This window comes from Pseudomonas sp. S3_B08 (assembly GCF_054667725.1).
In genome coordinates this window covers 3,323,021-3,340,324 of sequence record NZ_CP162750.1, presented here as the reverse complement: position 1 = coordinate 3,340,324, position 17,304 = coordinate 3,323,021, and the positions used below count along the sequence as shown (strand labels likewise).

The following is a 17,304-nucleotide window of genomic DNA, read 5'->3' as shown; positions in this document are numbered from 1 at the left end:
GCCAGTGACAAACCCCGCCCCCTTCGTTACAAGCCCGCCCCGGCCCGTTGTTTAGACTGCCCGCAGTCCTAACAACAAAAAAGGGTCACGCCATGGACACCTTTCACCCAGACTTCAGCAGTTGGCTGAACGCCCCTGCCCACCAGCAATGGCTAGCCGCCGAAGGCCTGCGTCTGCTGGATTTCGCCAAGGCATCACGACTGCCCGAAGGCTTCGGCAACCTCGACGAACGCGGCCATTTGCCTGCGCACGCACAAGCCGAAACCATGAACACCGCGCGCATGACCCACAGCTTCGCCATGGCGCACATTCAGGGCCTGCCGGGGTTTGCCGAGCTGGTCGACCACGGTATCGCCGCGTTGCGCGGGCCGCTGCGTGATGCGCTGCATGGCGGCTGGTTTGCGGTTGCCCAGCATCGTGACGACAACACCGGCAAGAACGCCTATCTGCACGCCTTTGTCGCACTCGCCGCCAGCTCCGCCGCGGTCGCGCAACGGCCCGGCGCCCAAGCTTTGCTCGATGACGCAATCGACATCATCGACACTTATTTCTGGAGCGAAGAAGAGGGCGCCATGCGCGAATTCTTCAACCGCGACTGGAGCGAAGAAGAAGCCTATCGCGGCGCCAACAGCAACATGCACGCGACCGAAGCATTCCTCGCGCTGGCCGATGTCACCGAAGATCCGCGCTGGCTGGTGCGCGCCCAGCGCATCGTCGAGCGGGTGATCCATGGCCACGCTGCAGCCAACGATTACATGGTCATCGAACACTTCGATCGCGACTGGCAACCGCTGCGCGAATACAACCGCGACAATCCGGCTGACGGTTTCCGTCCTTACGGCACCACGCCGGGCCACGGTTTCGAATGGGCGCGCTTGCTCCTGCACCTTGAAGCCGCGCGGGTGCAGGCCGGCATGCTGACGCCGGGCTGGCTGGCCGTCGATGCGCAAAAACTCTTCGAAAACAATTGCCGCCACGGCTGGAATGTCGATGGCGCGCCGGGCATCGTCTACACCCTCGACTGGGATAACCAGGCCGTCGTTCGCCATCGCCTGCACTGGACGCACGCCGAAGCCAGCGCCGCCGCCAGCGCCTTGCTCAAACGCACCGGCGACGCGCAATACGAAGCCTGGTACCGACTGTTCTGGGAATTCTGTGAGACGAATTTCATCGACCGCTGCAACGGCAGCTGGTACCACGAACTCAATCCGCAGAATGTCCCGAGTGCCGATATCTGGCCGGGCAAGCCCGATCTGTATCACGCCTGGCAGGCTGTGCTTATTCCGCGATTGCCGCTGGCGCCAAGCATGGCCACGGCTTTGGCGCAGTTGTCCTGGCCTGTGCCTGTGTAACCATGTCGTGACATTTACGCGTCCCTTCGTTACCTGCGAAGCGAAACGCTCTGTTTAAACTCCGTGCAGCGCAAGCACCAGACTTGCAATGCATAACAACAAGAAAGGTACATCTCGAATGAATGCGATTTCTCGCCTCGCTACTGTCATTTCTGTCGCCTCCCTGTTCCCGCTCGCAATCCTGCCGCTCAGTGTCTCCGCCGCCGATTCCAAAGGTTCGGTCGAAGTCGTGCACTGGTGGACTTCCGGTGGCGAAAAAGCCGCTGTCGATGTGCTCAAGGCCCAAGTCGAAAAAGACGGTTTCACCTGGAAGGACGGCGCTGTTGCCGGTGGTGGCGGCGCGACTGCCATGACCGTGCTGAAAAGCCGTGCCGTTGCCGGCAACCCGCCAGGCGTAGCGCAGATCAAAGGCCCGGACATCCAGGAATGGGCGTCGACCGGCCTGCTCGACACCGACGTTTTGAAAGACGTCGCCAAGTCGGAAAAGTGGGACAGCCTGCTCGACAAGAAAGTCTCCGATACCGTGAAGTACGACGGTGATTACGTGGCCGTGCCGGTGAACATTCACCGCGTGAACTGGCTGTGGATCAACCCGGAAGTCTTCAAGAAAGCCGGCATCACCAAGAATCCAACCACCCTCGAAGAGTTCTACGCGGCCGGCGACAAGCTGAAAGCGGCGGGCTTCATTCCGCTCGCCCACGGCGGTCAGCCTTGGCAGGACAGCACCGTGTTCGAAGCCGTGGTGCTCTCGGTCATGGGCGTGGATGGCTACAAGAAAGCCCTGGTTGATCTCGACAACAAAGCGCTGACCGGCCCGGAAATGGTCAAGGCGCTCACTGAGCTGAAGAAAGTCGCGACCTACATGGACGCGGACGGCAAAGGCCAGGACTGGAACCTCGAAGCGGCCAAGGTCATCAACGGCAAGGCCGGCATGCAGATCATGGGTGACTGGGCCAAGTCCGAATGGACCGCCGCCAAGAAAGTCGCCGGCAAGGACTACGAGTGCGTAGCGTTCCCGGGCACCGACAAGGCGTTCACCTACAACATCGACTCGCTGGCCGTGTTCAAGCAGAAGGATGCAGGCACTGCGGCCGGTCAGCAGGACATCGCCAAAGTCGTGCTGGGTGAGAACTTCCAGAAAGTCTTCAGCATCAACAAAGGCTCGATCCCGGTGCGCAACGACATGTTGAACAACATGGACAAGCTCGGCTTCGACTCCTGCGCACAGACCGCTGCCAAGGACTTCCTGGCGGACGCCAAGTCCGGCGGCCTGCAACCAAGCATGGCGCACAACATGGCGACCACGCTGGCGGTGCAGGGCGCGTTCTTTGATGTCGTGACCAACTACATCAACGACCCGAAAGCCGACCCGGCCGATGCGGCGAAGAAACTCGGCGCGGCGGTTCAGTCGGCCAAGTAATGCTTGGCCCCTGTAGGAGTGAGCCTTTGTGGTGAGGGGATTCATCCCCGATGGGTTGCGAAGCGACCCCGGAAAGTTGCAGCGGTGCAGTGTCTGAAATACCGCATGTAATGATTTCGCGACTGCTGCGCAGTCGATCGGGGATAAATCCCCTCGCCACAGGGCTCACTCCTGCAAGGGAATGCTTTCGTAAACCCTTATTGTGGATTTCCCCATGAGTTCTGTTGCTGTGTTCAGCAAGGCCTCGCCGTTCGATGCATTGCAGCGCTGGCTACCGAAACTGGTGCTGGCGCCGAGCATGTTCATCGTGCTGGTGGGCTTCTATGGCTACATCCTGTGGACGTTCATTCTGTCGTTCACCACCTCGACCTTCCTGCCCAACTACAAGTGGGCCGGTCTGGCGCAATACGCGCGGTTGTTCGACAACGATCGTTGGTGGGTGGCGAGCAAGAACCTCGCCGTGTTCGGCGGCATGTTCATTGGTATCACCTTGGTGATCGGTGTGTTGCTGGCGGTGTTCCTCGATCAGCGCATCCGTCGCGAAGGCTTTATCCGCACCATTTACCTGTACCCGATGGCGCTCTCGATGATCGTCACCGGTACCGCATGGAAATGGCTGCTCAACCCGGGCATGGGCCTGGACAAATTGTTGCGTGACTGGGGCTGGGAAGGCTTCCGTCTGGACTGGCTGATCGACCCCGATCGCGTGGTCTACTGCCTGGTGATCGCCGCTGTGTGGCAAGCCTCGGGCTTCATCATGGCGATGTTCCTCGCCGGCCTGCGTGGCGTCGATCAATCGATCATCCGTGCCGCGCAGATCGACGGCGCGAGCATGCCGCGCATCTACTGGAAAGTCGTACTGCCAAGCCTGCGGCCGGTGTTCTTCAGTGCGGTGATGATCCTCGCGCACATCGCGATCAAGAGCTTCGACCTGGTTGCGGCAATGACCGCCGGTGGTCCGGGTTATTCCTCCGACCTGCCAGCGATGTTCATGTATTCCTTCACCTTCAGTCGCGGCCAGATGGGCATGGGCTCGGCCAGTGCGATTCTGATGCTCGGTGCGATCCTCGCGATCATCGTGCCTTACCTGTACTCCGAGCTGAGGACCAAGCGTAATGACTAGTCTTGCTGCCAAACCCGCTATCAGCTTGAGCCGCATCGCAATCTACGCGGTGCTGATCCTTGCGGTGTTTCTGTATCTGGTGCCGCTGGTGGTGATGTTGCTGACCAGCTTCAAGACCCCGGAAGACATCAGCACCGGCAACCTGCTGAGCTGGCCGACCGTGGTCAGCGGCATTGGCTGGGTCAAGGCCTGGGCCACGGTTGACGGCTACTTCTGGAACTCGATCAAGATCACCGTACCGGCCGTCATCATCTCCACCGCCATCGGTGCGTTGAACGGTTACGTGCTGTCGATGTGGCGCTTCCGTGGTTCGCAGTTGTTCTTCGGTCTGCTGCTGTTCGGCTGCTTCCTGCCGTTCCAGACTGTGCTGCTGCCGGCCTCGTTCACCCTCGGCAAGATGGGCCTGGCGAGCACCACCACCGGCCTGGTGTTCGTGCACGTGGTCTACGGTCTGGCGTTCACCACACTGTTCTTCCGCAACTACTACGTGAGCATTCCCGATGCGCTGGTCAAGGCTGCGCGTCTGGATGGCGCGGGTTTCTTCACGATTTTCCGCCGCATCATTCTGCCGATGTCGACGCCGATCATCATGGTCTGCCTGATCTGGCAGTTCACCCAGATCTGGAACGACTTCCTGTTCGGTGTGGTGTTCTCCAGCGGTGATTCGCAACCGATCACCGTGGCGCTCAATAACCTGGTCAACACCAGCACCGGCGCCAAGGAATACAACGTGGATATGGCAGCGGCGATGATCGCCGGCCTGCCGACCCTGCTGGTCTATGTGGTCGCAGGCAAGTATTTCGTGCGCGGGCTGACGGCCGGCGCGGTCAAGGGGTAATCATGGCTACGCTTGAACTTCGCAACGTAAACAAGACCTACGGGGCCGGCCTGCCGGACACCCTGAAGAACATCGAACTGTCGATCAAGGACGGTGAATTCCTGATCCTCGTCGGCCCGTCGGGCTGCGGCAAATCGACCTTGATGAACTGCATCGCCGGTCTGGAAACCATCACCGGCGGCGCGATCATGATCGGTGATCAGGACGTCAGCGGCATGAGCCCCAAGGATCGCGACATCGCCATGGTGTTTCAGTCCTACGCGCTGTACCCGACCATGAGCGTGCGCGAGAACATCGAGTTCGGCCTGAAGATCCGCAAGATGCCGCAGGCGGCGATCGACGAAGAAGTCGCCCGCGTGGCCAAGCTGTTGCAGATCGAACACCTGCTCAATCGCAAACCGGGCCAGCTCTCCGGTGGCCAGCAACAGCGCGTGGCGATGGGCCGTGCACTGGCGCGGCGGCCGAAGATCTACCTGTTCGACGAACCGCTGTCGAACCTCGACGCCAAGCTGCGCGTCGAGATGCGTACCGAAATGAAACTGATGCACCAGCGTCTGAAAACCACCACGGTCTACGTGACCCACGACCAGATCGAAGCGATGACCCTGGGCGACAAGGTCGCGGTGATGAAGGACGGCATCATTCAGCAGTTCGGTACGCCGAAAGACATCTACAACGACCCGGCCAACCTGTTCGTCGCAAGCTTCATCGGTTCGCCGCCGATGAACTTCATCCCCCTGCGTTTGCAGCGCAAGGACGGGCGCCTGCTGGCGCTGCTCGACAGCGGCCAGGCGCGCTGCGAATTGCCGATGAGCATGCAGGACGCCGGCCTCGAAGATCGCGAAGTAATCCTCGGCCTGCGCCCGGAGCAGATTGTTTTGGCGAATGGCGAGGGCAATGGTCTGCCGAGCATCCGCGCCGAAGTGCAGGTCACCGAACCGACCGGTCCGGACACGTTGGTGTTCGTCAATCTGAATGACACCAAGGTCTGCTGCCGACTGGCGCCGGACGTGGCACCGCAGGTGGGCGAAAGCCTGACGCTGCAGTTCGATCCATCGAAAGTGTTGTTGTTCGACGCCAATACCGGCGAGCGTCTGGGCGTTGCGGGCCAGGTGCAGACAGAGACCCGGTCGGCGAATGTGGCGCAGTTCAAAGGCCGCTGAAGTACAAAATGTGGGAGCGAGCCTGCTCGCGAAAGCGGTCTGACATCCAGCATTGATGTCGCCTGATACACCGCATTCGCGAGCAGGCTCGCTCCCACAGGGGGCAAGCAGTGCCCGGCCTGTCGAGCACTGCACTTTATGTAAACCGCGTTAGATAAAAACAGTTAATAACAATAAAGACGAGGATGTAGGGATGAAAAAGAAACACGTCAATGCCCGGTTGATCTGCCAGGTTTCAGCGGCAGCTGCACTGGTGCTGGCCGGTAATGCAATGGCGGCGGATGCGTTCAGCTCCGACTCCAAGTGGATGACCGGCGACTGGGGCGGCGAGCGCACCAAGCTGATCGAGCAGGGTATCGACATCAAGGCCGACTACGTTGGCGAGATGGGCGCCAACCTGAACGGTGGCTACAACGACGACAAGACTGCGCGTTATGCCGACCAGTTCGGTCTGGGCGTGGCCCTCGACCTGCAGAAGCTGTGGGGCTGGGACAACACCCAGGCGAAGATCCAGCTGACCAATCGTAACGGTTACAACATCTCCAACGACCGCGTTGGCGATCCGCGTGCCGGCACCCTCAGCTCCTCGCAGGAAGTCTACGGCCGTGGCCACATGGTGCGTCTGACCCAACTGTGGATTCAGCACCAGTTCTTCGACAACAAGCTCGACGTCAAGGCCGGTTACTTCGGCGAAGGCGAAGACTTCAACACCTTCCCGTGCGACTTCCAGAACCTGGCGTTCTGCGGTTCGCAAGTGGGTAACTGGGCGACCAACATCTGGTACAACTGGCCCGTCAGCCAGGCCGCGATCCGTGTGAAGTACAACATCAACGACGAGCTCTACGCGCAAATCGGTGCGTACAACCAGAACCCGTCGCAACTGGAACACGGCAACGGCTTCAAGCTCAGCGGCAGCGGTACCAAGGGTACGGTGCTGCCGGTTGAATTGGTCTGGTCGCCGAAGGTCAACAGCCTGCCGGGCGAATACCGCGTCGGTTACTACAAGAGCACGGCCGATGCCGACGACGTTCGCGAAGACGTCAACGGTCTTGATGCGGCAACCACCGGTGATGACTACAAGTCGCACAACAGCAAAAGCGGTTACTGGTTCGTTGCGCAACAGCAACTCACCAGCCACAACGGTGATGCGACTCGCGGTCTGAACATCGCCGCCAACGCGACCTTCCACGACAAGGACACCAACTTCATCGACAACTACCAGTCGGTGATGTTTGTCTACAAAGGCCCTTTCGACGCGCGTCCGAAAGATGACATCGGTATCGGCGCGGCGCGTATCCACGTCAACAAGGACGTCAAGCGCAACGCTGAACTGCTGAACGCTTCCAACGGTGTGTCCGATTACGACAACGCCGCGTTCTCGCCGATTCGTGAGACCGAGTACAACTACGAGCTCAACTACGGCATCCACGTCACCAACTGGCTGACCGTGCGTCCCAACCTGCAATACATCACCCATCCGGGCGGTGTGGATGAAGTCGATAACGCTTTGGTCGCTGGCCTGAAAATTCAGTCAACGTTCTAACGCGTCTGCGATAAGCTCCTCTCTATGTGCGCATTTTGCGGACAGCCCAGGCTGTCCGCTTTTTTTTGTGACACAGGTCAGATGTGTTGCTTGATGATTTTTTGTGGCTGGAGAGCTTTTTGTGGCGAGGGGATTTAGCGAAACGTCGCACCGCCCCGCTGGGCTGCGAAGCGGCCCCAAAACCATCCACTGAGGTGTATCAGCGAGAGGCCGTTTTCCAGGTTTGCGACTGCTTCGCAGTCGAACGGGGATAAATCCCCTCGCCACAGTATTCAAGGGTCACAAAGGTAATTGTACCCCCATGATTTTCAGGACCGTAGCCAATGCATGAGCATCCGCTGCAACGCTTCTTCAAATCCCTGCGCGAGCGACCGGTGTTCGCCTGGGAGCGCTATCAGATGCGCGACGTGTTGGTGATCGATCATCCGCTGTGTCAGGCTGTGTTCAGTCGGCAGGGTGCGCAGTTGCTGCACTTTCAGCCGCGTGGGCAGAAGCCGTGGTTGTGGTGCGCGGCGAAGTGGCCGCATGTCGGCGCGATTCGCGGTGGCGTGCCGGTGTGCTGGCCGTGGTATGGCCGTCATCCGAGCGAAAACGCCTGGCCGTCCCATGGTTGGGCGCGACTGCTCGACTGGAAACTGCTCGACAGCAGCAGCGCCGAAGACGGCGTGCGCCTGCACTGGCAATTGCAGTTGTGCGATTGGCAGGTCGACCTGCACGCGCACCTGGGCGAACGCATGGAATTACGGCTGAGCACCGAGCATCAGGACGACATGCCGTGCCAGTTGAGCCAGGCTTTGCACGCTTACTGGCGTATAGGCGATGTTGGTGAGATAGCGCTGTCTGGGCTCGAAGGCGCTCAGGGTTATGACCAGTTGAATCGTCGGGTTTGCCAGCAGGAAGGCGAGTTGCGGGTCGATGGCGGCTGTCAGCGGGTGTTCCAGCATGACGGCGAATTGCAGCTCAAGGATCACGCCTGGCAGCGCGAGTTGTGCATCGATACCGGTGACAGCGGCGACACCGTCGTCTGGCATCCCGGCGCGCGGCCGTTGCTGGGGGTGAGTTGGGACGAGATTTCCGAATTCGTCTGCGTGGAAGCAGCGGCGGGCGGCACGGACAGTCTGCACCTGGCGCCGGGGGAGAAGGCGCATTTGAGTTTGCAGGCGTGGGCGGCGGCTTAGTGCGTCAAGTACACCGATACCCTCACCCTAGCCCTCTCCCAGAGGGAGAGGGGACCGAATGGGGGATGCTCAAGAATTACGCCGACGTGAAAGTGCAGTTCTGAATCCATAATCGACTGGATATTTCAGGTCAATGTACTGCGCAAGACACCTCGGTCGGCTCCCTCTCCCCTCCGGGAGAGGGCTGGGGTGAGGGGGCTTTTGATCTTTAGTTGAATTCATCCCCAACCGGATACCGGCTGGCATTCAAACTCTCTTTGATCTTGCGCAGATGCGGCTGGAAATCCACGCCACGGCGCAAGGTCATTCCCGTTGCCAGCACATCCAGCACGGTCAACTGAATGATCCGCGAGGTCATCGGCATATAAATGTCGGTGTCTTCCGGCAGTGGAATGTTCAGGCTCAGGGTACTGGCTTTGGCCAGTGGTGAATTCTCCGCTGTCAGGCCCAAAACCGAAGCACCGTTCTCCCGGGCGATTCGCGCCACTTCCACCAGTTCGCGGGTACGCCCGGTGTAGGAAATGATCACGAACAGCTCGCCGGTGTGCGCCACCGAGGCAATCATCCGCTGCATCAGCACATCGGCGTGGGCAGTGACAGCGAGGTTGAAGCGGAAGAACTTGTGCTGCGCATCCAGCGCCACCGGGGCCGAAGCGCCGAGGCCGAAGAAGTGGATCTGCCGGGCCTGGATCAACAGGTCGACGGCGCGGCTAATCAGGTTCGGGTCGAGCGCCTGGCAAGCACTGTCCAGGGAAGCGATGGCGCTGCCGAAGATCTTCTGCGTGTACGCCTCGGGATTGTCATCGGCCTCGACCGCACGGCTGACATACGCCGCGCCACTGGCCAGGCTCTGGGCCAATTGCAGCTTGAGTTCGGGATAGCCGCTGACACCGAACGAGCGGCAGAAACGGTTGACCGTCGGTTCGCTCACCGAGGCGGCCTGGGCGAGGGCGGCGATGCTGAAGCGGGTGGCCTGCTGCGGATTGAGCAGGATCACCTCGGCGACCTTACGTTCGGCCTTGTTCAGCTCTTCAAGGCGACTCTGGATCTGTTCCAGTAAATTTCGCACGCGGTCCATATGGAATTCCTGATTCACCGACGCAGAGTTGCGTCGGGCTATGCAAATTGGGCCTTTGATATGGCCCGTGACGGTGGCCTATCCTACTGATGCGTCCGGGCGACCACCACTCGGATTGAGTATTCTGCGAAAATGTTGTGGTTATTACTACATTTTCCCTTGAGTGATGCCTTGAAAAAAGGTATTTGTAGCTTAACTTGATAAAAGAACAAACATCATGCCTTCCATTACGGTTGAACCGTGCACCTTTGCCTTGTTCGGCGCGCTTGGCGATCTGGCCCTGCGCAAGCTGTTTCCTGCCCTGTATCACCTTGACGGTGCCGACCTGCTGCACGAGGATACGCGCATCATCGCGCTGGCCCGTGAGCCCGGCAGCGAGCAGCAGCACATGGCGTTCATCGCCGCCGAATTGCGCCGTTATGTCGGCAAAGAGCTGAACGAAACCGTGGCCGAGCGTTTCCTCGCGCGCCTGACCTATCTGCACGTCGACTTCCTCAAGGCTGAGGATTACGTGGCGCTGGCGGAACTGGCCGGCAGCAGCCAGCGCATGATTGCCTACTTCGCCACCCCGGCGGCGGTGTACGGCGCTATCTGCGAGAACCTCGAGAAAGTCGGTCTGGCCGAAAATACCCGTGTAGTGCTGGAAAAACCGATCGGCTCTGACCTGGAGTCCTCGCGCAAGGTCAACGACGCAGTAGCGCAGTTCTTCCCGGAAGACCGCACCTACCGCATCGACCACTATCTGGGCAAAGAGACCGTTCAGAACCTGATCGCCCTGCGTTTCGCCAACAGCCTGTTCGAAACCCAGTGGAACCAGAATTACATCTCCCACGTGGAAATCACCGTGGCCGAGAAGGTCGGCATCGAAGGCCGCTGGGGCTATTTCGACAAGGCCGGCCAGCTGCGCGACATGATCCAGAATCACCTGTTGCAGCTGCTCTGCCTGATTGCCATGGACCCGCCGGCCGACCTGTCCGCCGACAGCATCCGTGACGAAAAGGTAAAAGTGCTCAAGGCGCTGGCGCCGATCAGTCCGGAAGGCCTGACCACACAAGTGGTGCGCGGCCAGTACATCGCCGGCCACAGCGAAGGCAAATCCGTTCCGGGTTACCTCGAAGAACCGAATTCCAATACCCAGAGCGACACCGAAACCTTCGTCGCCCTGCGTGCCGACATCCGCAACTGGCGCTGGGCCGGCGTGCCGTTCTACCTGCGTACCGGCAAGCGCATGCCGCAGAAGCTGTCGCAGATCGTCATCCACTTCAAGGAACCGTCGCACTACATCTTCGCCCCGGAGCAACGCCTGCAGATCAGCAACAAACTGATCATCCGCCTGCAACCGGACGAAGGCATTTCCTTGCGCGTGATGACCAAAGAGCAGGGCCTGGACAAGGGCATGCAACTGCGCAGCGGGCCGCTGCAACTGAATTTCTCCGACACCTGGCGTAGCGCGCGGATCCCCGATGCCTACGAGCGGTTGTTGCTGGAAGTGATGAACGGCAATCAGAACCTGTTTGTCCGTAAAGATGAAATCGAAGCCGCGTGGAAGTGGTGTGACCAGCTGATTGCCGGGTGGAAGAAATCCGGCGACGCGCCCAAGCCTTATGCGGCCGGGTCGTGGGGGCCGATGAGCTCCATTGCTTTGATCACGCGGGACGGGAGGTCGTGGTATGGCGATATCTGATGTGCAACTGCCGACGGGTGTGACTGCCCGCGAATTCAACAGCCCGGTGCTGCTGGCTGAAGGCCTGGCGCTGAACGTTGCCAATCAACTGAGCGACGCCATTGCCGCGCGCGGCAACGCGGTGCTGGTGGTGTCCGGCGGGCGCAGCCCGGTAGCGTTTTTCCAGCACCTGGCCAAGCAGGAGCTGGACTGGTCGAAGGTCGTTGTGACCCTGGCCGACGAACGCTGGGTACCGGTGGAACATGCCGACAGCAATGCCGGTCTGCTCAAGCAGTATCTGCTTAAAGGCCCGGCAGCCAAGGCGCAGTTCCTCAGCCTCTACAGCGCGGCGGCCAACGTCGAGCAGGCTGCTGAACAGGCCGATCGTCTGCTCGGCGAACTGCCGCCGATCGACGTGCTGGTGCTGGGCATGGGCGATGACGGCCACACCGCATCGCTGTTCCCCGACAGCCCGAACCTCGCCGAAGCCCTGCAAGCCGATGGCACGCGCCGTTGCTGGCCGATGCTGGCGCCAAGCGTGCCGCGTCAGCGCCTGACCATGAGCCGCGCGCTGCTGGCCTCGGCCCGGCACAAGATTCTGTCGATTTCCGGTCAATCGAAACTGACCACCCTGAATGCCGCGCTGGCATCCGATGACGTTGCGGCCATGCCGGTGCGCGCGTTTCTGCAACCTACGTTAGAGATTTACTGGTGCCCATGAGCCAAGGAACAGCCGCTATGACAACCCCATCCCCGACCGTTTCCATGGCGGACAAAGTTGCCCTGATCGACAGTCTCTGCGCCAAGGCGCGGATCCTGCCGGTGATCACCATCGCTCGCGAACAGGACGTGCTGCCGCTGGCCGACGCCCTCGCCGCCGGTGGCCTGACTGCGCTGGAAGTGACCCTGCGTTCGCAGTTCGGCCTCAAGGCCATTCAGATCCTGCGCGAACAGCGCCCGGAACTGATGACCGGTGCCGGCACCGTGCTCGACCGCAACATGCTCGCAGCGGCGGAAGCGGCAGGCTCGCAGTTCATCGTCACCCCGGGCATCACCCGCGACCTGCTCGAAGCCAGCGTCGACAGCCCGATTCCGCTGTTGCCGGGCATCAGCAACGCCTCGGGGATCATGGAAGGCTACGGTCTGGGCTATCGCCGCTTCAAGCTGTTCCCGGCGGAAGTCAGCGGTGGCGTGGCGGCAATCAAGGCCCTCGGCGGCCCGTTCGGCGAAGTGAAATTCTGCCCGACTGGCGGCGTCGGCCCGGCCAATATCAAGAGCTACATGGCGCTGAAAAACGTCATGTGCGTGGGCGGTAGCTGGATGCTTGATCCGGAGTGGATCAAGAACGGCGACTGGTCCCGCATTCAGGAATGCACTGCCGAAGCCTTGGCGCTGCTGGACTGATCGTTACCCGACACTTCGTTGTGTGCTTTACGGCTTTATGGTGCGCTTGGTCGGCGCACCTTTTTTTGCGCTGAAAAAACTGCCGGTACATGCCGCGATACATAGTTAGTGCACGCTGGCTTTTTCACGGGGTTAATCTGCGTCCATCTTATGGAAGAGAGAACGCCTCATGGACGACCGTCAGTCTCTGACCCTTACACCACAATTCCGTTATCAACCGCAGCAAACTTCCCTCGGCCGCCCAGCAGCCGATTCCCGAGTGCGCAATATCACCCAGGGTGTCCAAGGCCTGCCGCTGATCCTGCGTCTGTCGCTGGTCGATGCGATGACCAGCGAGCCGGTCATCGGCGCGCTGGTGCGCATTCAACAGCGTGTCGATGGCGACACCAGCCTGGGCGGCAGTCAATCGACTGACAGCCATGGCATCGTCCGCTTCACCAGTGTCTATCCGGATCGACCTGCGCACGGCGCTGTTTGCCTGAGGCTGAACGTATTCATTCCCGGCGACGAAGCAGGAGCGCAAGCTCACCACGAGGCCTGGGCCGGCACCTTGCACCTCCCAGGCCGCTGCGGCTGTGAAGGTGCCGCCGAGGACGCCTTGCGGTTGGTATTGCAGCCGATCGCCGGCGCCGATCTTGAAGACGGCGCCTTCGCCTGCCAGACCCTCGGCATCGACACCTTCGCCGTGTCGTCGCAGCTTGGCCTGGAAGGCTACGAAAAAAATTCCGGAGCGCCGTTCTAGCGCAGTTGGTCCAGCGCCCGAACCAGCTGCTCCATTTCGCCGGCCGTAGTGGTCAACCCCGGGGTGATGCGGATACAAGGCCCGCATGCGGCGCCGGTGCGCACCACGGTGAACAGGTTGAATTCGCTGAGCAGACGCTCGGCCATGGCCTGCTGATCGGTATGCCGGGTGAAGCGCAGCGCGGTGATCCCGCAATACAGTTGCGGGTCGTCAGGCGTCAGCACTTCGATGCCCGGCAGGTGTCGCACGGCGCTGACCCACAGGTTGCGCAGGTAACTCAGGCGAGGGCTTTTGGCTGCGGCGCCGCCGAGGGCGTCGTGCTCTTCGAACACCAGCGGCAAAGTCATCAGCGCCGGGATGTTCGGCGTGCTGTACGAGGTGCGCGCGCGGATATCGGTAATCGGGTAATGCATCTCGCCCATGTCCGGATCGATATCAGCCAGACGCTGCGGGGCGATATAGATGAAGCCAAGGGTCAGCGGTGCGCCGATCCATTTGTGCAGGTTGTAACCGGCGAAAGCGATGCCCAACGCTTGCAGGTCGAATTCAATCTGGCCGAGGGCGTGGGCACCGTCGAGGATGATGTCGACGCCATGCTCTTTGGCCAGCGCGGCGATGGCTTGCACGGGCATGACCAGACCGGTGCGATGGGTGACATGGGTCAGCGCCATCAGTTTGAGCTTCGGGTGGCGGGTGAAAGCTTCCCGGTAGCTTTCCAGCAGGCTGTCGAAACTGGCGGGATGGTGGTGGGTAATCTCGATGACCTCAACGCCACGCTGTTGCGCCAGCCAGCGCATGGCGCCTTTGACCGTGTCGTACTCAAGGTCGCAGATCAGCACCTGATCGCCCGGTTGCAGGCGATTGTAATTGCGGATCAGCGATTGCAGGCCTTCGGTGGCATTGCGCGTCAGCGCCACGCTTTGCGCGCGCACGCCAATCAGTTCGGCCAGTTGCGCGCGGATCTCAAGGTTGTCGTGCTGTTCAAAGCGCTGGCGTGCATAAATCGAGTTGCTGGCGTTGATCAGCTCGATATTGCGCTGGTACTCCTCGATCACTGTGCGCGACATGCGCCCGAAGTAACCGTTTTCCAGATTGACCGGACCGGGCTGCACATCGTATCGATCGGCAAAGGTTTGCCAGAAGGCTTCGTCACGGGCGCGGCGGGTGTTGTCAGGCATGGTCGGCAAGGCTCAAGAGGGAAGGGCGCGTCAGTGGCGCGGGGCGGGTTTGCCGTGTTTTGCGCGCAGCGGCTCGAGCAGGTCGGACAGGCCGTTATGGTCGATCTCCTGCATCAGCGCCAGCAGGCCACCGAGTTCACCGTGGGGAAAGCCTTCACGGGCAAACCAGTTCAGATAGGGGCCGGGCAGGTCGGCAATGATTCGGCCTTTGTACTTGCCGAAGGGCATTTCGCGGGTAATCAGCAGTTCGAGTTTTTCCGGATTCATCAGCACGCTTCATCGGTTCACATCACAGCCTGGAAAATACAGGCATTCTGCATGCAGGCCAAATGACAGATCATGCAAAAAACCAGCATACAGATGGTTCAATCTTTCGTAATTTGTTGAAAATAAAGGATTTTTATCCGATCAAAAAGCTGGCACGCACACTGCAATATCCCTTGCATCTTCAACCCATCGCAAGGAATTGAAAAATGACCGACATGAAAAAAGAAGCCATTTCTGTACTCAACGACCTGATTGAAACCTGCAAGGACGGTCAGGAAGGGTTCAAGACTTGCGCTGAAGACATCAAGCACCCAGAACTGAAAACCCTGTTCGTGCAGCGCTCCGCTGATTGCGCCACCGCGGCAGCCGAGCTGCAGGCTCAGGTACGTTCGCTGGGCGGCGATCCGGAAACCTCGACCAGCGTTGCCGGTGATCTGCACCGTCGCTGGGTCGACGTCAAATCCATGTTCACCGGTAAAGACGAAGAGGCTGTGCTGAACGAAGCAGAGCGCGGTGAAGACCACGCACTGAAGGCCTACAAAGAAGCCTTGGAGAAAATCACCAAGCACAACCTGGTAGGTATTCGTGATCTGGTTGAACGCCAATATCATGGCGTACAACGCAACCACGACCAGGTGAAAGCCCTGCGCAACCAGGCTCGTGCGAGCTCGTAAGAGTTAGTCGGCTGAAAAAAACGCCAGCTTGTCTGGCGTTTTTTTGTGCGCGTCTGGAAAGCAAAGATCGCAGCCTGCGGCAGCTCCTACAGGGGAATGAATTCCAAAGTAGGAGCTGCCGCAGGCTGCGATCTTTTCGATCAACCGATACTGATCGCCGGCAATGTCGGCAACGTCACCGTCTGCTGCTTGCGCGGCGCCAGAATCTCCGCTTCACCATCCACTACCAATTCATCACGCTGATTGAACACGCGAGTGGCAATGCGCACACGAAACTTCGGCAGCTTCTCGAGAATTTCCAGACGCACTGTCAGCGTGTCACCGATCTTCACCGGCTTCTGAAAGCTCATCTGCTGACCGATATAAATGGTGCCCGGCCCAGGCAATTCACAGGCCACCGCTGCACTGATCAGCGCACCGCTGAACATGCCGTGGGCGATGCGTTCCTTGAACATGCTGGCGGCGGCAAACTCGGCGTCCAGATGCACCGGGTTGTGGTCGCCTGACATCGCGGCGAACAGCTGAATGTCGCGCTCTTCGACAGTCTTGCTGTAGCTGGCGGTCTGGCCGACTTCGAGGGCTTCGTAAGGGATGTTGGTAACCTGGGTCATCGGTTTCGATTCCTGTGACGGATTTCAGTCAATCCACAAAAAATTATTCGCTGCGCTGCGGGCGCCGGTGGCTCAGGGCTTGGTCGATCCAGGCGAGCACATCGGTGGTCACTTCGTCGCGATTGCTTTCATTGAACAATTCGTGCCGGGCCTGCGGGTAGATCTTCAGTTGCAGATGCTGGCTGCCGGCCCTGCGCAAGGCATTGGCCAGATCTGTCAGACGCTTGCCCTCGCTCACCGGATCACATTCGCCACCAATCACCAGCAGCGGCAGGCCCGGATCGATCTGCGCGAGATTGGACGCTTTGCTGATTTGCTGCAAGCCGCCGAGCAGGTCGACCCACAGCTGATTGGTGCAGCGAAAGCCGCATAACGGGTCGGCGGCGTATTTGTCGACCTCGGCCGGATCGCGGCTCAGCCAGTCGAAACGGGTGCGCACCGGTTTGAATTTATTGTTGAACGAGCCGAACGACAGCCACTCGATCAACACACTGCGGCCCTTGCCGCCCTGGCGCAGTTTTTCCAGCCGGGCTATTTGCCGCGCGATGCGATAGAGGGCCACCGGCTGGAAATTCGAGCCGCTGAGAATCGCCCCGTGCAGACTGGCGCTGTGGTGCAACAAATAGCCTTGGGCGATGTAGCTGCCCATGCTGTGGCCGAGCAGGATGATCGGCACGCCGGGATGTTGCTGGCCGATGTGCTGGTTGAGGCTGGCCAGATCGCCAACGACCTTGCACCAGCCGTCGTCATCGGCGAAATGGCCAAGGGTGCCGTTGTCGGCGGTGCGACCATGGCCGCGCAGATCCGGGGCGTACACGCCATAGTCTTTGTCGCAAAACGTGTCGGCGAGCCGCGCGTAGCGAGCGCTGTGTTCGGCCATACCATGGGCCAGCAGAATCACCGCTTTCAATGGCGTGGCCGGTAGCCAGCGGTTGACGTACAGGCGGCTGCGGTCACTCGCGTCCAGCCAGAAGGTGTCGTGGGTCATGGCGATTCCTTTGCTCAGCATCGCCACAGTGTATAGCGCGTCTGATCAGCTCACGCCACGGCTGGAAGATTCACGGGATCAA

Annotated in this window: 17 protein-coding genes; 12 read left to right on the top strand and 5 right to left on the bottom strand. The window is 60.2% G+C overall.

Annotated features, from left to right (window positions below):
• Window positions 1-92 precede the first annotated feature (92 nt).
• The 7 genes from AB4N73_RS15130 to AB4N73_RS15100 all read left to right on the top strand — a co-directional run bounded on the left by AB4N73_RS15130 (window position 93) and on the right by AB4N73_RS15100 (window position 8,617).
• Window positions 93-1,352, top strand: a complete 1,260-nt coding sequence (locus AB4N73_RS15130) for a D-mannose isomerase (protein WP_460142256.1) — start codon at window positions 93-95, stop codon at window positions 1,350-1,352.
• 118 nt (window positions 1,353-1,470) lie between these two features.
• A complete protein-coding gene (locus tag AB4N73_RS15125; RefSeq protein ID WP_024014061.1) occupies window positions 1,471-2,772 on the top strand; it encodes an ABC transporter substrate-binding protein in 1,302 nt (433 codons plus the stop codon).
• Between the two features lie 214 nt (window positions 2,773-2,986).
• On the top strand, window positions 2,987-3,895 hold the full coding sequence (locus tag AB4N73_RS15120; protein WP_042607263.1) for a carbohydrate ABC transporter permease: 909 nt from the start codon (window positions 2,987-2,989) through the stop codon (window positions 3,893-3,895).
• Window positions 3,888-4,733, top strand: coding sequence for a carbohydrate ABC transporter permease (locus AB4N73_RS15115; protein WP_039758116.1), 846 nt, complete (start codon window positions 3,888-3,890; stop codon window positions 4,731-4,733). The genes AB4N73_RS15120 and AB4N73_RS15115 overlap by 8 nt, the downstream gene beginning before the upstream one ends.
• A 2-nt stretch (window positions 4,734-4,735) precedes the next feature.
• Window positions 4,736-5,896 (top strand): ABC transporter ATP-binding protein, encoded by a 1,161-nt coding sequence (locus tag AB4N73_RS15110; protein WP_041479770.1) that lies wholly within the window; start codon window positions 4,736-4,738, stop codon window positions 5,894-5,896.
• Between the two features lie 193 nt (window positions 5,897-6,089).
• Window positions 6,090-7,439: a carbohydrate porin gene (locus AB4N73_RS15105; protein ID WP_252886693.1), complete on the top strand. Its 1,350-nt coding sequence runs from the start codon at window positions 6,090-6,092 to the stop codon at window positions 7,437-7,439.
• Between the two features lie 323 nt (window positions 7,440-7,762).
• Window positions 7,763-8,617, top strand: coding sequence for a D-hexose-6-phosphate mutarotase (locus AB4N73_RS15100; RefSeq protein ID WP_252876779.1), 855 nt, complete (start codon window positions 7,763-7,765; stop codon window positions 8,615-8,617).
• A 208-nt stretch (window positions 8,618-8,825) separates the two neighbouring features.
• On the opposite strand, the gene AB4N73_RS15095 is transcribed toward AB4N73_RS15100, so the two are convergent.
• Window positions 8,826-9,686, bottom strand: a complete 861-nt coding sequence (locus AB4N73_RS15095; RefSeq protein WP_169842436.1) for a MurR/RpiR family transcriptional regulator — start codon at window positions 9,684-9,686, stop codon at window positions 8,826-8,828.
• Window positions 9,687-9,912: 226 nt separating this feature from the next.
• On the opposite strand from AB4N73_RS15095, the gene zwf reads away from it, so the two are divergent.
• The 4 genes from zwf to AB4N73_RS15075 all read left to right on the top strand — a co-directional run bounded on the left by zwf (window position 9,913) and on the right by AB4N73_RS15075 (window position 13,504).
• A complete protein-coding gene (gene zwf / locus AB4N73_RS15090) occupies window positions 9,913-11,379 on the top strand; it encodes a glucose-6-phosphate dehydrogenase (RefSeq protein ID WP_016773537.1) in 1,467 nt (488 codons plus the stop codon).
• Window positions 11,366-12,079 carry a 6-phosphogluconolactonase gene (gene pgl, locus AB4N73_RS15085; RefSeq protein ID WP_150637499.1) on the top strand — a complete coding sequence of 238 codons (714 nt, stop codon included), beginning with the start codon at window positions 11,366-11,368 and terminating at the stop codon, window positions 12,077-12,079. The genes zwf and pgl overlap by 14 nt, the downstream gene beginning before the upstream one ends.
• Window positions 12,080-12,096: 17 nt before the next feature.
• A complete protein-coding gene (locus AB4N73_RS15080) occupies window positions 12,097-12,762 on the top strand; it encodes a bifunctional 4-hydroxy-2-oxoglutarate aldolase/2-dehydro-3-deoxy-phosphogluconate aldolase (protein ID WP_056787965.1) in 666 nt (221 codons plus the stop codon).
• Between the two features lie 169 nt (window positions 12,763-12,931).
• Window positions 12,932-13,504, top strand: a complete 573-nt coding sequence (locus AB4N73_RS15075) for a hypothetical protein (RefSeq protein ID WP_460142255.1) — start codon at window positions 12,932-12,934, stop codon at window positions 13,502-13,504.
• On the opposite strand, the gene AB4N73_RS15070 is transcribed toward AB4N73_RS15075, so the two are convergent.
• Window positions 13,501-14,682, bottom strand: a complete 1,182-nt coding sequence (locus AB4N73_RS15070) for an aminotransferase class V-fold PLP-dependent enzyme (protein WP_460142254.1) — start codon at window positions 14,680-14,682, stop codon at window positions 13,501-13,503. The genes AB4N73_RS15075 and AB4N73_RS15070 overlap by 4 nt on opposite strands.
• A 30-nt stretch (window positions 14,683-14,712) precedes the next feature.
• Window positions 14,713-14,949, bottom strand: coding sequence for a DUF3820 family protein (locus AB4N73_RS15065; protein WP_003227425.1), 237 nt, complete (start codon window positions 14,947-14,949; stop codon window positions 14,713-14,715).
• Window positions 14,950-15,155: 206 nt separating this feature from the next.
• On the opposite strand from AB4N73_RS15065, the gene AB4N73_RS15060 reads away from it, so the two are divergent.
• Entirely contained in the window at window positions 15,156-15,623 is a 468-nt protein-coding gene (locus AB4N73_RS15060; protein ID WP_406227226.1) for a ferritin-like domain-containing protein, read from the top strand.
• A 140-nt stretch (window positions 15,624-15,763) separates the two neighbouring features.
• Here AB4N73_RS15060 and AB4N73_RS15055 read toward each other — a convergent pair whose 3' ends face one another.
• Both AB4N73_RS15055 and AB4N73_RS15050 read right to left on the bottom strand, forming a co-directional pair.
• Window positions 15,764-16,234, bottom strand: coding sequence for a MaoC family dehydratase (locus AB4N73_RS15055; RefSeq protein WP_003227420.1), 471 nt, complete (start codon window positions 16,232-16,234; stop codon window positions 15,764-15,766).
• Window positions 16,235-16,277: 43 nt separating this feature from the next.
• Window positions 16,278-17,222 carry an alpha/beta hydrolase gene (locus tag AB4N73_RS15050; protein ID WP_460142253.1) on the bottom strand — a complete coding sequence of 315 codons (945 nt, stop codon included), beginning with the start codon at window positions 17,220-17,222 and terminating at the stop codon, window positions 16,278-16,280.
• Window positions 17,223-17,304: the final 82 nt, after the last annotated feature.

Bases quoted from the DNA above. Each gene is read 5' to 3' on its own strand.
- pgl (WP_150637499.1), top strand. From the start codon at position 11,366: ATGGCGATATCTGATGTGCAACTGCCGACGGGTGTGACTGCCCGCGAA.
- AB4N73_RS15050 (WP_460142253.1), bottom strand. From the start codon at position 17,222: ATGACCCACGACACCTTCTGGCTGGACGCGAGTGACCGCAGCCGCCTG.
- AB4N73_RS15110 (WP_041479770.1), top strand. From the start codon at position 4,736: ATGGCTACGCTTGAACTTCGCAACGTAAACAAGACCTACGGGGCCGGC.
- AB4N73_RS15115 (WP_039758116.1), top strand. From the start codon at position 3,888: ATGACTAGTCTTGCTGCCAAACCCGCTATCAGCTTGAGCCGCATCGCA.
- zwf (WP_016773537.1), top strand. From the start codon at position 9,913: ATGCCTTCCATTACGGTTGAACCGTGCACCTTTGCCTTGTTCGGCGCG.
- AB4N73_RS15105 (WP_252886693.1), top strand. From the start codon at position 6,090: ATGAAAAAGAAACACGTCAATGCCCGGTTGATCTGCCAGGTTTCAGCG.
- AB4N73_RS15130 (WP_460142256.1), top strand. From the start codon at position 93: ATGGACACCTTTCACCCAGACTTCAGCAGTTGGCTGAACGCCCCTGCC.
- AB4N73_RS15080 (WP_056787965.1), top strand. From the start codon at position 12,097: ATGACAACCCCATCCCCGACCGTTTCCATGGCGGACAAAGTTGCCCTG.
- AB4N73_RS15125 (WP_024014061.1), top strand. From the start codon at position 1,471: ATGAATGCGATTTCTCGCCTCGCTACTGTCATTTCTGTCGCCTCCCTG.
- AB4N73_RS15120 (WP_042607263.1), top strand. From the start codon at position 2,987: ATGAGTTCTGTTGCTGTGTTCAGCAAGGCCTCGCCGTTCGATGCATTG.
- AB4N73_RS15060 (WP_406227226.1), top strand. From the start codon at position 15,156: ATGACCGACATGAAAAAAGAAGCCATTTCTGTACTCAACGACCTGATT.
- AB4N73_RS15065 (WP_003227425.1), bottom strand. From the start codon at position 14,949: ATGAATCCGGAAAAACTCGAACTGCTGATTACCCGCGAAATGCCCTTC.
- AB4N73_RS15055 (WP_003227420.1), bottom strand. From the start codon at position 16,234: ATGACCCAGGTTACCAACATCCCTTACGAAGCCCTCGAAGTCGGCCAG.
- AB4N73_RS15070 (WP_460142254.1), bottom strand. From the start codon at position 14,682: ATGCCTGACAACACCCGCCGCGCCCGTGACGAAGCCTTCTGGCAAACC.
- AB4N73_RS15075 (WP_460142255.1), top strand. From the start codon at position 12,932: ATGGACGACCGTCAGTCTCTGACCCTTACACCACAATTCCGTTATCAA.
- AB4N73_RS15100 (WP_252876779.1), top strand. From the start codon at position 7,763: ATGCATGAGCATCCGCTGCAACGCTTCTTCAAATCCCTGCGCGAGCGA.